This is a genomic window from Arthrobacter sp. P4_F10, assembly GCF_056401435.1.
This window is the reverse complement of sequence record NZ_JBFUJJ010000008.1, coordinates 126,334-139,882: the sequence shown is the minus strand read 5'-3', so window position 1 is coordinate 139,882 and position 13,549 is coordinate 126,334. Positions and strand designations below refer to the sequence as shown.

At 67.7% G+C, this 13,549-nt stretch carries 10 protein-coding genes; 1 reads left to right on the top strand and 9 read right to left on the bottom strand.

The features are described 5' to 3' along the window. Window positions 1–546: 546 nt before the first annotated feature. Entirely contained in the window at window positions 547–1,545 is a 999-nt protein-coding gene (locus AC1DR1_RS11380; protein WP_229996100.1) for a trypsin-like serine peptidase, read from the bottom strand. 245 nt (window positions 1,546–1,790) lie between these two features. Between AC1DR1_RS11380 and AC1DR1_RS11375 the strand changes: the two genes are divergently transcribed. Further along, entirely contained in the window at window positions 1,791–4,013 is a 2,223-nt protein-coding gene (locus tag AC1DR1_RS11375) for an NADP-dependent isocitrate dehydrogenase (RefSeq protein WP_229996099.1), read from the top strand. Window positions 4,014–4,152: 139 nt separating this feature from the next. Here the strand turns inward: AC1DR1_RS11375 and AC1DR1_RS11370 are convergent, their stop codons facing one another. From AC1DR1_RS11370 to AC1DR1_RS11335, 8 genes are all read right to left on the bottom strand, one after another. Then, complete coding sequence (locus tag AC1DR1_RS11370) at window positions 4,153–4,737, bottom strand: SRPBCC family protein (RefSeq protein ID WP_229996098.1); 585 nt, start codon at window positions 4,735–4,737, stop codon at window positions 4,153–4,155. A gap of 213 nt (window positions 4,738–4,950) precedes the next feature. After that, the gene (locus AC1DR1_RS11365) at window positions 4,951–5,472 is read right to left on the bottom strand and encodes a mucin-associated surface protein (RefSeq protein WP_476992596.1); all 522 of its coding nucleotides are present in this window, start codon (window positions 5,470–5,472) and stop codon (window positions 4,951–4,953) included. Further along, window positions 5,469–6,707 carry a serine/threonine-protein kinase gene (locus AC1DR1_RS11360; protein ID WP_364747507.1) on the bottom strand — a complete coding sequence of 413 codons (1,239 nt, stop codon included), beginning with the start codon at window positions 6,705–6,707 and terminating at the stop codon, window positions 5,469–5,471. Before AC1DR1_RS11360 ends, AC1DR1_RS11365 begins: the two co-directional genes overlap by 4 nt. A gap of 627 nt (window positions 6,708–7,334) precedes the next feature. Then, a complete protein-coding gene (locus tag AC1DR1_RS11355; RefSeq protein ID WP_476992595.1) occupies window positions 7,335–8,573 on the bottom strand; it encodes a hypothetical protein in 1,239 nt (412 codons plus the stop codon). A 154-nt stretch (window positions 8,574–8,727) separates the two neighbouring features. After that, window positions 8,728–9,798 (bottom strand): Gfo/Idh/MocA family protein, encoded by a 1,071-nt coding sequence (locus tag AC1DR1_RS11350; RefSeq protein WP_229992932.1) that lies wholly within the window; start codon window positions 9,796–9,798, stop codon window positions 8,728–8,730. A gap of 185 nt (window positions 9,799–9,983) precedes the next feature. Further along, window positions 9,984–10,691, bottom strand: coding sequence for an ABC transporter ATP-binding protein (locus AC1DR1_RS11345; protein WP_476992594.1), 708 nt, complete (start codon window positions 10,689–10,691; stop codon window positions 9,984–9,986). A 2-nt stretch (window positions 10,692–10,693) separates the two neighbouring features. Then, window positions 10,694–12,130, bottom strand: coding sequence for an ABC transporter permease (locus tag AC1DR1_RS11340; protein WP_476992593.1), 1,437 nt, complete (start codon window positions 12,128–12,130; stop codon window positions 10,694–10,696). A 263-nt stretch (window positions 12,131–12,393) separates the two neighbouring features. Next, entirely contained in the window at window positions 12,394–13,497 is a 1,104-nt protein-coding gene (locus AC1DR1_RS11335) for a substrate-binding domain-containing protein (protein WP_476992592.1), read from the bottom strand. Window positions 13,498–13,549: the final 52 nt, after the last annotated feature.

Sequence of the window (13,549 nt, the reverse complement as noted above, 5' to 3'; positions counted from 1 at the left end):
ATGTCCCGTGAGCCCTGACGCTGGCCGGGCCAACCTGGGGACATGCTCAATCTTGCCGGAGCGCCGGGGACCAGCCCGGGGGACAGGCTCATTGATTGCGGACCGTCGAGGACCTGCCCCGGGGGACATGCCCATTGTTCGCGCCAAGGCCCGGACATAGAGGGTATATGTCCAAGCCATGCCGTGTGGGGAGGGCATGTCCAGCGGATAGCCGCCGTCGCCGACTGATGCCAACGCGGGGCCACCGCGTCCTCCCCACTGCTGAAGAGGGGCCGCAAGTGACCCCGCGCTGGGGTGCATAAGGTCGGGGTAACAAAGGCTGGAGGAAACAAGGGTTGGGCTAAACAAGAGGCTGGGCAATCAAGGGTTGAACAAACAGGCCGCGAATCAAAGCGGGGGTGCCCGCGCTAGGGATAACACGGCTGGGCATCCACCCCGGTCCGCACCCGGGGTAACAAGGCTGGGCATCCACGCACCCTGTCCACGCACCTGGGGTGACAAGGCTGGGTGCACGGGCCCCGCGTGAACGGGGCCCGTGCCCTCAGGCTAGGAAGCGGCCGCGGTGGTGTAGGCCTGCTGGATGACTGTGCCCCAGTAGGGGCCGTACATCTTGGTGGATTTGCTGCCGTAGCCATAGCTGTTGATGGAGTTCTGGTAGCCGGAAGCGCTGGTGCCGATGAACCACGGACCGCCCGAGGACCCGCCGGTCATGTTGCAGGGGATCCCCTGGGTGTTGAACTGCGGGTTGTAGGGATCGTTGGTGGCGGTGCCGCTGCAGCTCTTGAGGGATTCACCGTTGAAAGGCGCCGCGGCCGGGTATCCGAATGACTTGTAGCTCAGGCCGCGGGCGGCGTTGAACTGCAGTCCGGAGCCGCCGACGACGTCGCTCAGGTACTGGCCGTTGAGCGTGGACATTACGGCGAAGCCGGTGTCGTAGGTCATGTCGCCCGCGGAGCTCCACTGGGTGGGGGCGTAAAGGGCCTTGGCCGTCCACATGCCGTAGGGGGCCGCGCCGTTCAGGTACGCCGGGACGAACGTGAACTTGGTGGCGAAGGCGCCCGGACCCTCATTCACGCAGTGTCCGGCCGTGGAGACCGTGCTCTTGTTGGCGGAGGAGACCGAGTTGCCGGAGCAGACGTAGTTGGTGCCGCCGAGGGTGAAGAAGACCTTGCCGATGTGCGGGACGGGGGTCTCGCTCGCATTGGCCTTGGTCTGGAGCGCCTGGGTTTGCAGCTTCGGAGCAGCGGCCTCTACCTTGCTCGGCGCGCCCGTTTCCGCTGGGCCCTGGGCCGAGGCGGCCTTGCCACTGCGCTTCATGGCCCTGTCGGCCAGGACGTCGCCGGGGACGGCATTGCGCATGCGTTCCGGGGTCCAGTAGTCGGCCGTCCCCGTTTCGGTGACGGTGTGGCTTGCGACATCGGAGGCGGAAACCGGTGCCTTGGCCGGGGCGGGGGAGGCGGTGGCCGCCCCCGCGGCACTCAGGGCCAGCAGAGCGGCGGCCGACAGAGTCAGCAGGCTGGTGGCCAGAGTCTTGGGTGTTCTCATGGGTGTCCTAACCGGTGGAAATGCGGGGCGGCCGCTGGTGGCGGCCGCTGGATGGAACGAAACTACGGCAAATTGACTAACCTGTAAAGTAGCTTGTCAATTCTTGTTATGCCGTGTTGGGGTGTCACCTATCCGTCCGCGCACGACGCCGGTAGGCGCCAACGGGGGCACCTCGGGTAAGTTAGGGGTGTTGAGATAACACAAGATTCCGGAAATACCCAGACCTTCAGGGAGACGCCCGAGCAATGGCAAAGATTATCTATACCCACACCGACGAAGCGCCGATGCTGGCCACCTATTCGTTCTTGCCGATCATTGAGGCGTTCGCCTCGACGGCCGGTGTGGAAGTGGAGACCCGCGACATCTCGCTGGCCGGCCGCATCATCGCCGCGTTCGGCGACTACCTCACCGAAGAGCAGCGCGTCAGCGACGCCCTGGCCGAGCTTGGTGCCCTTGCCAAGACGCCCGAAGCCAACATCATCAAGCTGCCCAACGTCAGCGCCTCCGTGCCCCAGTTGAAGGCCGCAATCGCCGAACTCCAGGGCCACGGCTACGCGCTGCCGGACTACCCGGACAACCCCACCTCCGATGAGGAAACGGACATCCGGTCCCGCTTCGACAAGATCAAGGGCTCCGCCGTGAACCCTGTCCTGCGCGAAGGCAACTCGGACCGCCGTGCTCCGCTCTCGGTCAAGAACTACGCCCGCCAGAACCCGCACAGCATGGGCGCGTGGACTCCGGACTCCAAGACCAACGTGGCCCACATGGAGGCCGATGACTTCCGCTCGAACGAGTTGTCCGTGGTCATCGATGCGGACACCAAGATCAAGATCCAGCTCGTCAAGGAAGACGGCACTGTCAAGGTCCTTAAGCGTGCCTTCCCGGTCCTGGCCGGCGAGGTCATCGACGGCACCGTGATGCGCGCGGCGGCCCTGGATGCATTCCTCGCCGCCCAGGTGTCCCGGGCCAAGGAGGAGGGCGTGCTGTTCTCCGCCCACCTGAAGGCCACCATGATGAAGGTGTCGGACCCCATCATCTTCGGCCACGTCGTCAAGGCCTACTTCGCTGACCTCTTCGCCACCTACGGCGAGCAGATCGCCGCCGCCGGCCTGAGCCCCAACAACGGCCTGGCCTCCATCCTGAACGGCCTCGGGGACCTCCCCGAGGAGATCCGCGGCGACGTCCAGGCGGCCATCGAAAAGGGCCTCAACGACGGCCCCGAACTCGCCATGGTCGACTCCGACAAGGGCATCACCAACCTGCACGTGCCCTCCGACGTGATCGTCGACGCCTCGATGCCGGCCATGATCCGCAGCTCGGGCCACATGTGGGGCCGTGACGGCCAGGAGGCCGACACCCTCGCCGTCCTCCCGGACAGCAGCTACGCCGGCATCTACCAGGTTGTCGTCGACGACTGCCGCGCCCACGGCGCCTTCGATCCCACCACCATGGGCACCGTCCCGAACGTCGGCCTCATGGCCCAGGCCGCCGAGGAATACGGCAGCCACGACAAGACGTTCGAGATCCAGTCCGCCGGCACCGTCCAGGTCGTCGACGACGCCGGCACCGTGCTGATCGAGCACCAGGTCGCCCCGGGCGACATCTGGCGCGCCTGCCAGACCAAGGATCTGCCGATCCGTGACTGGGTCAAGCTCGCCGTCACCCGTGCCCGCGCCTCCGCCACACCCGCCGTCTTCTGGCTGGACAAGGGCCGTGCACACGACGCCCGGATGATCGCCAAGGTGGAGGAATACCTCAAGGACCACGACACCGAGGGCCTGGAGATCGCCATCATGTCCCCGGACGAGGCCACCGCCTTCACGGTGGAACGCCTGCGCAAGGGCGAGGACACCATCTCGGTGACCGGCAACGTGCTCCGCGACTACCTCACGGACCTCTTCCCGATCCTGGAACTGGGCACCAGCGCCAAGATGCTCTCCGTGGTGCCGCTGATCAACGGCGGCGGCCTGTTCGAGACCGGCGCCGGCGGATCCGCCCCGAAGCACGTCCAGCAGCTGCTCAAGGAAAACCACCTGCGCTGGGACAGCCTGGGCGAGTTCCTCGCGCTGGCCGTCAGCTTCGAGCACCTCGCCACCAGCACCGGCAACGCCCGCGCCCAGGTCCTGGCTGACACCCTGGACCGCGCCACCGGCACGTTCCTGCTCGAGGACAAGTCCCCGAAGCGCAAGGCCGGCGAGCTGGACAACCGCGGCAGCCACTTCTACCTGGCCAAGTTCTGGGCCCAGGAACTGGCCAGCCAGAGCGACGACGCCGAGCTCGCCGCGGCCTTCGCCGCCGTTTCCGAGGCACTGAACTCCAATGAGGACACCATCACCGGAGAACTCCTGGCCGTGCAGGGCTCCCCGGTGGACATCGGCGGGTACTACCGGCCGGACGAGGCCAAGGCCACAGCGGTCATGCGCCCCTCGGCGAAGTTCAGCGAAGTGCTGGCGACGCTGACCAAGTAGTCACCGCCGCGGCGCTCCCGCAGCGCTCCACGGCGCCCGCTAGGTCGCCATGCAAAACGCCCCGTCTCCCGAAAGGGAGGCGGGGCGTTTTGCCGCCAGTCCGGCAGCGCAACCCAGCCGGATCAGTGCGAACGCCAGGTCAGCGCTGCTGGTCCTGGCCGAAGGGCGGCTGGGGGGCAAGGTCGGGATCGGTGTCCACGCGCTGGAAGGCAGGTTCCGCGCCGTAGCCCACCTCCTCCTGGAGCGGCACGGCGGTGGTGGCGCCCGGCGCGACTGCGTCCACGCGACCGCGCCATCCGCCCGTCTCGGCGCCGCGCTCTTCGATAAACAGCTTGAATTTCTTCAGGTCGGCAGCAACCTGGCGGGAATCAAGGCCGATGGCCGCGCCGACCTTTTCCGCGGCCGAGTCCGGCTCCCAGGTCAGCTCGACGTTCACCTTCGTTTCGGCGTCGCCGAGGTCCTCGAACCAAACGGTGCCAGCATTCCGTGGTTCGTCAAGGCTTTCCCACGACACGCGCCGGTCCGGTTCCTGCGCGGTGATCCGCGCGTCGTACTCACGCCGGACTCCACCGATGCTGGTCTTGAAATGGACAGTGGTGTCGTCCAGCTGACTAACGGATTCCACGCCGCTCATGAAGAGCGGAAATTCCTCGAACTGTGTCCACTGGTTGTAGGCCTGGTTCAGCGGAACATTGACTTCGATGGATTCCTGAACAGTTGCCATGCAGGCGTCACTCCTTCGATTGGCGGACGGCAGTCCGCGATTCTTGTCGTTGACCGGCGCAAGGCCGTTTCTCCACGCTAGCGGACTTCCTCCGAAATAGTAAGCAGGCTGACGATGGTGACGACGGAGGCGTCCCGGTCGGTCTGCGGCCAGGGCCGATGTCGCGGCCTTTTACCGTCGCGGAATCTGGTGCGGCACCAGGTAGGCGGCTCCTCAGCCCTTGCCCTTCCCCTTGTCCTTCGATTTGCCGTTACTGTTCGCGATATCGCTGGCGACCGGAGCGGGAGCCGGCGCCGGGGCAACGGCGGCAGGGGCAGTCTGGGCAGCAGCTGCCGCCTGAGCCGCGGCAGCCTGTTCAGCCGATGCTTCTTCCGCCGCCTTTCGGGCCGCCTCGGCCGCCTGCTGCGCGGCAAGATCCACCCGGACGGCCTCAATCGATGACTTGATGCTCTGGTGGCGTCTGGAGGACACCTCGCCGCTCGCGGCTGCGGCATCGAGGCGGGCCAGCAGCTCGTCAAGGTGCTTCAGGGAACCGGCGGGATCATTGGCGGCCGCAGCCTCGCTGACAGCCAGAACCTGGGATTGCAGCTGCCTGGCCGCGTCGCGGCCGAGCTCGGGCGCAGGGGAGCCGCAGCCGGCCAGTGCCCCGGCCACCAGCAGTCCCGCGAGGAGACCCGCCGGCACCCGGTACCTGGGACCGTTGTGGTCCTGCCCGGCTGTTCGCGAATGGCTCATGGTTCCACGCCCTTCTGCAGATTCTTCAGATGATCGCCGAGTGGCCCCGTAACGGTGGGGTAGGGGACGACGTCGGGGGCCGCCGGGACGGACAGTGTGACGGCGACCGTTGCTACGACAGCAAGGACTGCCAGTCCGGCAAGCAGCAGGGCCAGGCGGGTGCGGAGCCCGGCCCGGAGGAACCAGGAGGCTCCATGCGAATGCGAAAGACGGTGGCGCGGCCGGCGCGGCAGAGCATCCGGGTCCAGCCAGCTCAAGGAGCGTGTTCCTCCCGCCGCCGCTCCCGTTGCTCCTGCGGATTCGGGCCGGGATGGGCGGGGCCGCCTCGGCGGCGGGACTGGGAGTGTCCGGGTGGGCTCCGCTTGGACGGGCCCCGGCAGGGACCCGGGGGAAACGAGGGCGGTCCGGAAGGCAGCCTCGAGTTCGGCGGCCGAGGGGCGGTCCAACGGGTCGAGGACTGTCATGGCCTGGATTAGCTGTGCCCACTCCTCGGGCACGGCGTCCGGGATGACGGGTGCGCGGTGCAAACGGGCCACGGCGGATTCGACGGCGCTTCCCGGGTACTCCACATCGCCCTTGAGGCATTCGAGCAGGACCAGGCCCAGGGAGTAGATGTCACTCGCTGGTCCGAGATCGGCGCCGCGGGCCTGTTCCGGACTGAGATAGGCGGCCGTTCCCACCAGGGTTCCCGTGGACGTAAGCCGTGTCCCATCGATGATCCGGGCAATGCCGAAGTCTGTGAGCTTGGGCCGAAGCGGCTCGCCTGGCCGGACCGGCACCAGGAGGATGTTGGCGGGTTTGATGTCCCGGTGGACGATGCCGAGCCCGTGGACGTAAGCGAGGGCGTCGGCTATCCCTGCGCCGACCACGGCCAACTCGTCCAGCGGCAGGGGACTGTGGCGGATCCGGGTCCGCAGATCCTGGCCGTCTACGAGTTCCATGGTCAGGAAGGGCCGGGGTTCGTCGGGAACCCGGGTGTCCGTCCCGACGTCGAACAGCGTCACCAGGCTTGGATGGCTCAGGGTTGCCAGCAGTTGGATCTCTGCCTCCTGGCGGCGAAGCTCGTCAGGATCAGCTGATTGAGGCGCGAAGAGTTTTAGGGCAACGTCCCGGCCAAGATTCAGGTCCTTGGCAGCGTAGACCGACGCCATGCCGCCCCGGCCAATCAACTCCCCCAGCTGATAGCGGCCACCCAGGGGCTCCGCCGTGACGCTGTTGGGCGAACTGTCCACGATTTCCCCATACCTTCCGTGTGCGCACCGGCGGCGCTCCTAAAGAATGATACGGGGGACGGGTATGCGCTTCTGTTCAGTGCAGCAGATCAGTTCGATGCGGCAGATGTGTTCAGGCAGCAGATTTGCTCACTGCGGCAAAGGCGCCGGTCCCTGTATTGAAGCGCATTACGTGACGTACTTATTGACGGTCCGCTCATCCGCGGGTGCCCGTCCGCCGGAGCCGGAGCATGCCGTTGGGTCCCCCAGCGGACCCAACGACCTCGCTCCGGCGGTTACAGCACCTTGATGGGAGCGGTGGCATGCGTTAGGGCGGGCGGGGTTTGCAGCCGGGGCGCGGCTGCGGACCGGAGCGCTCAGGGTGCGAGGGAGGGCGCCGTCCTTGGGCCAGTCCTTCCCGGGCCAGCCCGGGCGTGGCCAGCCCGGGCGTGGCCAGCCCGGGCGTGGACGGCGAAGGCGTGGATGGCGAAGGCGTGGAGGGCGAAGGCGCTGACGGGGTCAGGCGGGCGGGAATTGGGGTGCCGGATACCCGGCGGTGGACGGTCGAGTCCATGGGGGATTCTCCTGGGTGACTGTGGGCGGCCAAGGCAGCCCGAGGGGCCGTGCTCTGTGGAGGCAGAGACGGCCCGACTAGTCAGGAGAAGAACCAGGATCAGCGCATACGGCTGAGTACTCGTGCTGGAGCGGACCGCCGATGGGGTCAGCCCCGATGGTGGGCAGGTAGAAGAACAGGCTGGGCATCCACGCAGCTGTTCCGGCAGGTCCGTTGGCGCAGTGCCCGCTGCCGGACCCCGAGCCCGGAGCAGGCGGGAGCGCTTCCGGGGCAGGCAGGTCCGTGCCGCCATGCCATGGGCTCGGGCCCGGGTTGCCGGAGGGAACCGGCGGTTCACCAGTCCCGGCAGGGGGGTCGGCCGCAGGGGCAGCGCCAGGCCGGACAGGCGCCGCCGCACGGGGCTCAGGCAGCAGCAAGGGCGCGTAGGTTACTGGGGTGACCGGGGGATGGTACGCCTCGAGGGGACGGGCCGCAGTGGGACCGGTGGTAGCGGGCGCCGGCTGCGTTGATGATGCTGCCTTCGCGGTGTCTGCTTTTGCGCTACCCGCGGTGGGAGTGCCGGCCGACGACGATGCGCCGTCGGCGGCTGCCGGCGTGCCCGCCGGCGTCCCCGTTTGGACCTCGCCCGGAACGACGCCGCCTGGAGGGACGGCTGCCGGGTCACCGGGCAGTGGGCCAGCCGGATCGGTAATCGGAAGCGTGGGGTCTGCAACCGGCGGAACAACGCCGGGATCCGGTGCCGCGGGGTCAACAACCGGTGGGTCAACAACCGGTGGGTCAACAACCGGTGGATCAACAACCGGTGGGACAACGCCGGGGTCCGGGACGGCAGGATCCACACCGGGGACGCCGGGGTCCACCACGGGCGGGGTCACTGCCGGAGCAGGGAGCGCCGGGTCGACTGCCGCCGGCCCTGTGGCGGGCGGTGCCGAGTCCGGAACCTGGGCCGCCGAGCCCGGGTCCGCCTGCGCAGGCTCGTCGGCGTCGGCGGGATCAACGTCCGCGATATCTGGCCTCGGGCCAGGAACGGCACCAGCGGACCAGGTGCTGGCCGGTACCGGAGCGATGTCCACGGAGATCGGGCCGTCGAGGGAGGGAACAGGGAGGTCGTCGGCGTCCATGCAGCCGGCGACCGCCGCTCTCTCGCCGGCGTCGTCGGCTGTCCCGGAGAACGTGCACGCGTCATCGGCCTGTGCGGCCGTGCCGGAGAGGGTCAACCACGCGGCACCGGCGACGGCGGCCAACAGCACGTGGCGCAAGGGGCGCAAGGGGCGCAGGGTGCGGCCCGCGCGGGAGGACGCTGCTGCTGGATCCATGCGCGCACCCCCGCTCCCGGAAATCTGGACGATTGCCTACAGGGTAAGTCGGCCCCGACGGGAGAGTCCAGAGCGGAACCGAAACTGTAGGCATACCGAGACACTCGGAAGGCGTCGGATCCGGTGCCTGTGGGACGTGGAAAGTGGGACGTGGTCAGTGGGCGTCGTTCGGGTAGGTCACCCCGAGTTGCGCGCGCACACCGTCGAATAGCCGCATGGTGTTCAGGGAGTCCTCCAGCGGCATGACCGGGCTCTCGGTGAGTCCGTGCTGGATGCACCGCGTGACCTCGCGCAGTTCGTAGGTGTAGCCGCGCCCGACCACCGCGAACCGCTCGGTCCGGGGATCGTCGAAGCCGATCCTGACCAGCAGTTCCTTGGGGTTGTTGATGGAGCCGGACGTCTGCAGGAAGCCCTGGCTGCCGGCGACGGTGGCCGTTCGGGGCCCGTGCGCCAGCAAAGAGGATGTCAGCTGGGCTTGCCCGCCGTGGTGGTAGCCGAGCGTCAAGGCGTTCTGGGCGTCCACGCCGTCGTCATTGAGCCAGCCGGTGGCGCTGACGGTTTGCGGGAACCCCAGGGTGCCAAGCGCCCAAAGCAGCGGGTAGACCGTCAGGTCCAGCAGGGCGCCGCCGCCGTCCTTGGGCGCCCAGAGCCGGGAGGCGGGCGAGTACGGCGCCGGAAAGCCGAGATCGGCGCCCACCCACTTGACCGCGCCGATCTCGCCCGAGGCAGCGATCTCAAACGCCCGCTGCATGCTGGGCAGGAACCGGCTCCACACCGCCTCCATCAGGAACAGGCCCTTTGCCCGGGCCGCCGCAATCAGCTCGGCGGCTTCCCGGGCGTTGACGGTCAGGGCCTTCTCGCACAGCACATGCTTGCCGGCGTTGAGGGCGGCAAGGGCGATCTCGTGGTGGTGGGCGTGTGGCGTGGCGACATAGACGACGTCGACGCCGTCGTCCGCGAGCAGGCGGGCATAACCGCTGACGCCGTCCCGGTCACCGTAGGCGCGGACAAAGCCGTAGTCGGCCGCGAAGGCATCGGCCGCCGCCTGGGTGCGGGAACTGACGGCGTACAGTTCCGCATCCGCCAGAAGTTCAAGGTCGCGGGTGAGCGCAGCGGCGATCCCTCCGGTGGCGATGATTCCCCAGCGCAGCCTGGCGCCGGTGGCTGTGCGGGGATCCTGGTCAGGCTGGCTGAACAGCCACGGTTTCGCGATGAGATCAGACATGGTGCCATCTTCTCACCCGGGGGCGGAAGGGCCGCGGTGTTGCAGGCCCGGCACGCGTGAGGTTCAGCGCGCAAGGAGGTTCAGTTCAGGAGGCTCGACGCCGAAACCGCGGACGGCCCCGGAAGGACCGCCCGCGGGGCGGCGCCGGGCGGGCCTCAGCCGGGTGGGCGTCAGCCCGGCGGGCCTCAGCCGGTTACGGCCGCCGTCGCACGGGTCCGTACCGGTTCCTCCGTGAGCCGGCCTTGCTGGAGCCGGAAGCGCCGGTCCGTCTTGTTGGCCAGGGCGCGGTCGTGGGTGACCACGAGGATGGTGGTGTTGTTGTCCCGGCTGAGCGTGCTGAGGAGTTCGATGATGTGCTCGCCGGTCTGCTCGTCCAGGTTGCCGGTGGGTTCATCGGCCAGGATCAGCTTGGGTTCGTTCGCCAGCGCCCGGGCAATCGCGACCCGCTGCTGCTCGCCGCCGGAGAGCCGGTTGATGCGCCGCACGTGCTTGTCCGGATCGAGCTGGACCTGTTCGAGCAGCTGCCGGGCACGCTCGGCCCGGACGCCCTTGCGCACGCCGGCAAACTCCATCGGCAGCATCACGTTGTCCACGGCCGAGAGATTCGGGATCAGTTTGAACTGCTGGAACACGAATCCGATGTCCCGGCGCCGGTAGTTGGTCAGCTTCCCGTCCGGCATGGTGGCCAGGCTCACGCCGTTGACCACCACATCGCCGCTGGTGGGCTTGTCCAAGGCACCGAGCAGGGAGAGCAGGGTGCTTTTGCCGCTGCCGCTCTTGCCCACGATCGAGGCCAGCGCGCCCTGTTCGAGCTCGAAGCTGACGTCGTTGACCGGCTTGATGGTCCGGTCGCCGGACTTGAACGTGCGGACCAGGTTCTTGACTTCGATCATGGCTATTCTCCTCGGAGGACTTCGATGGGACGGATGCGGGCGGTGAGCAGGGCCGGCACCAGGGCCCCGATGATGGCGACGCCGAAGACCGCGGCGATGCCCGCGGCAATGACGCCGGGGGAGGCGCTCGCCGTCACGGAGGTCAGCAGCTGGCTGGCCCCGCCGAGCGGGCCGCCCGGCCCGCCCGGGAAACCGCCGGGGCCGCCGCGCTGGGCGGTTGCCGCGCTCGTGGTGCTGCTTGAGCTGATGAGGGCGCTGGCGATGCCGCCGCTGGCAAGGGAGGCGACGGCGGCGCCCACCACGCTGCCCACGGCCACCAGCACGAGGGCCTCCAGCACAAACTGCAGGCCGATGGTGCGGTTTGGGGCGCCGATGGCCTTCAGAACGCCGATCTCGCGGCGGCGTTCGCGGACCAGCATGACCATGATCAGGAGGATGATCAGCCCGGCGGTGCCAAGGGCCGCGACGAAGGCGATGAAGGAAATATTCTTGACGCTGTCCAGCGAGCTGACAGCAGTCTCAAGGTTCCGCTGCCCCTGGGTGACGTCGGCCTTGTCGGAGCCGAGCGCCGCCTGCAGGGCCGTCTTGGCGGCGTCGACGTTTTCCATGCTGTTGACCGTGACGATCATGGTGGAGAGTTCGTCCGGCAGCGCGGCGAGGGTCTGGGCGGTCGGAAGCGTTACATAGAGGGCGTTGTTGCCGAAGGCGGTGCCGGAGTCGAACAGTCCCTGGACAGTGAAGGTCTGGTCCTGGATGGTGAACGTCGAGCCCACGCTGAGGCCGTTCTTGGTGGCCAGGGTGGTGCCCAGCAGGGCGCCGGTGGACGCGGCGGTGTAGTTGCCCAGACCGGTGCCTTGCGTCAACTGCAGGGCCTTGCCGGTGGAGTCCATCTCGGCGCCGATGCCCGTTGCGGTGATGGGCAGCGAGAACGCCGGCGCGGCCGCAGCGGTACTGCCCGTGGTGCCGCTTGTGCTGCCCGCTGTCCCGGAAGTCGCTTGGTTTCGGTTGCCGAGAGTTCCGGCGTCGACGGCGGCCGTGAGGCTCGTGGTGACAGAGGTGGCAGACTGCCCGCCGGGGCCGCCTTGGCCTGTCCTTCCTGTCTGGCCCGCGGCCGCCTCGGCGGCAATTTCTGCGGCGTTGCGCAGGCGCAGTGCCTTGGTGCCGACCACGCTGCTGACGTTGGGGACGGCCGCCGCCGTGGCCGCCTGTGCCGAGGTCAGCGGCTCGCCACCGCCTTCGAAACCCTGGCCGCCGGCCGGGTTCACGGTCAGGACCGTGCCCACCGAGGCGTTCAGTTCGGCGACCTTGCCTGTGACGGCCTGGTTGGCCACGAGCATGGCCAGGGCAAGTCCGATGGCTACGGCCAGCACGGCCACCACGGCGGCGGTCCTGACCTTGTTTCGGAAGGCATTGCCTACACTCCGGGCAAGAACGCTCACGGTACTCCTAATTTTTTGGGTGTCTCTTGGGTGCCACTTGCCGGACCCGATGCCCGGCGCTGGTCCCACAGTGGTACGGGCCGCTGTGCGAACCTCCCGGCGAAGCTATGTCTCCGCTGTGAAGAGGATTGCCGCAGGCAGCGCCACCGCCACGGTGAGAGCCAGCGCGTCACGGCCAACGCAAGAGCCCCGGCCCTCCCTTGCGGGGGAGCCGGGGCTCTGTTGTCTCGCCTGCGCCGGTGCAGCTGGCGCCTCGACGGGTACTACTGCTTGGTGATCGGTCCGAGTACCGGATCGTTGACGTAGGCAGTGTGGACGTTTTCCTGGGTCACGATGACCGGCTCCAGCAGGTAGGCCGGAACAACCTTGACCGTGTTGTTGTAGGACTTGTCGTCGTTGATCTCCGGCTTCTTGCCTGCCTGGATGTCGTTGACCATGACGATCGAGTGCTCAACGAGCGCACGGGTGTCCTTGTTGATGGTGGAGTACTGCTCGCCCGCCATGATGGACTTGACCGACTCAACCTCGGAGTCCTGGCCCGTGACAACCGGGATCGGCTTGCCGGCGGCCTTGACGGAGGTGATGATGGCGCGGGCCAGCGTGTCGTTCGGCGACAGCACGCCGTCGAGCGCGGCGGTGCCGTAGGTTCCGGCGAGCAGGGTGTCCATGCGCTTCTGGGCGTTCTCGGCCTTCCAGCCCTGGGTCACGGCCTGTTCGAAGGTCGTCTGGCCCGAGAGCACCTTCAGGGTGCCGTCGTCCATCTTCGGCTTCAGGACGCTCATGGCGCCGTCGAAGAAGACCTTCGCGTTGGCGTCATCAGGGGATCCTGCGAAAAGCTCGATGTTGTACGGGCCTTCCGGCTTCTTGGCCTTCATTCCGTCCAGCAGCGCCTTGCCCTGGAGTTCACCGACCTTGAAGTTGTCGTAGGCCACGTAGTAGTCCACGTTCTCGGTGTTCAGGAGCAGACGGTCATACGCGATGATCGTGGCGCCGGCGTCCTTGGCCTGCTTGAGCTGGGTGCCCAGCTGCGCACCGTCGATGGCGCCGACGATGATGACCTTGGCGCCCTTGGTGATCATGGCGCTGATCTGGTTCTGCTGCTCCGAAACGCCGCCGTTGGCGAACTGCACGTCCGGCTTGTAGCCTGCCGCGGTGAGGCCGTCGTTGAACAGCTGCTCCGCCAGGACCCAGTTTTCGGAGGTCTTCTGGGGGAGTGCGACGCCGATCGAGGAGCCCTTCGGGAATGCTTCGCCTCCAGTGGTCGAACCGCCGGTGGTCCCGGTGTCGGAACGGCCGCAGGCTGTCAGCGCCAGTGCCGCAATAGCAGCGATCGCTGCTGCCTTTCCTGCTTTACCAATCATTCGCATTGCTTGGTTCACTTTCTTTTGGTGGTGTGCGGAGAAACGTGGGCTTTGGGAG

What these genes read in the sequence shown, in the direction of transcription:
- AC1DR1_RS11380 (WP_229996100.1), bottom strand. Translation starts at nt 1,545, where the DNA reads ATGAGAACACCCAAGACTCTGGCCACCAGCCTGCTGACTCTGTCGGCC.
- AC1DR1_RS11375 (WP_229996099.1), top strand. Translation starts at nt 1,791, where the DNA reads ATGGCAAAGATTATCTATACCCACACCGACGAAGCGCCGATGCTGGCC.
- AC1DR1_RS11370 (WP_229996098.1), bottom strand. Translation starts at nt 4,737, where the DNA reads ATGGCAACTGTTCAGGAATCCATCGAAGTCAATGTTCCGCTGAACCAG.
- AC1DR1_RS11365 (WP_476992596.1), bottom strand. Translation starts at nt 5,472, where the DNA reads ATGAGCCATTCGCGAACAGCCGGGCAGGACCACAACGGTCCCAGGTAC.
- AC1DR1_RS11355 (WP_476992595.1), bottom strand. Translation starts at nt 8,573, where the DNA reads ATGGATCCAGCAGCAGCGTCCTCCCGCGCGGGCCGCACCCTGCGCCCC.
- AC1DR1_RS11350 (WP_229992932.1), bottom strand. Translation starts at nt 9,798, where the DNA reads ATGTCTGATCTCATCGCGAAACCGTGGCTGTTCAGCCAGCCTGACCAG.
- AC1DR1_RS11345 (WP_476992594.1), bottom strand. Translation starts at nt 10,691, where the DNA reads ATGATCGAAGTCAAGAACCTGGTCCGCACGTTCAAGTCCGGCGACCGG.
- AC1DR1_RS11335 (WP_476992592.1), bottom strand. Translation starts at nt 13,497, where the DNA reads ATGCGAATGATTGGTAAAGCAGGAAAGGCAGCAGCGATCGCTGCTATT.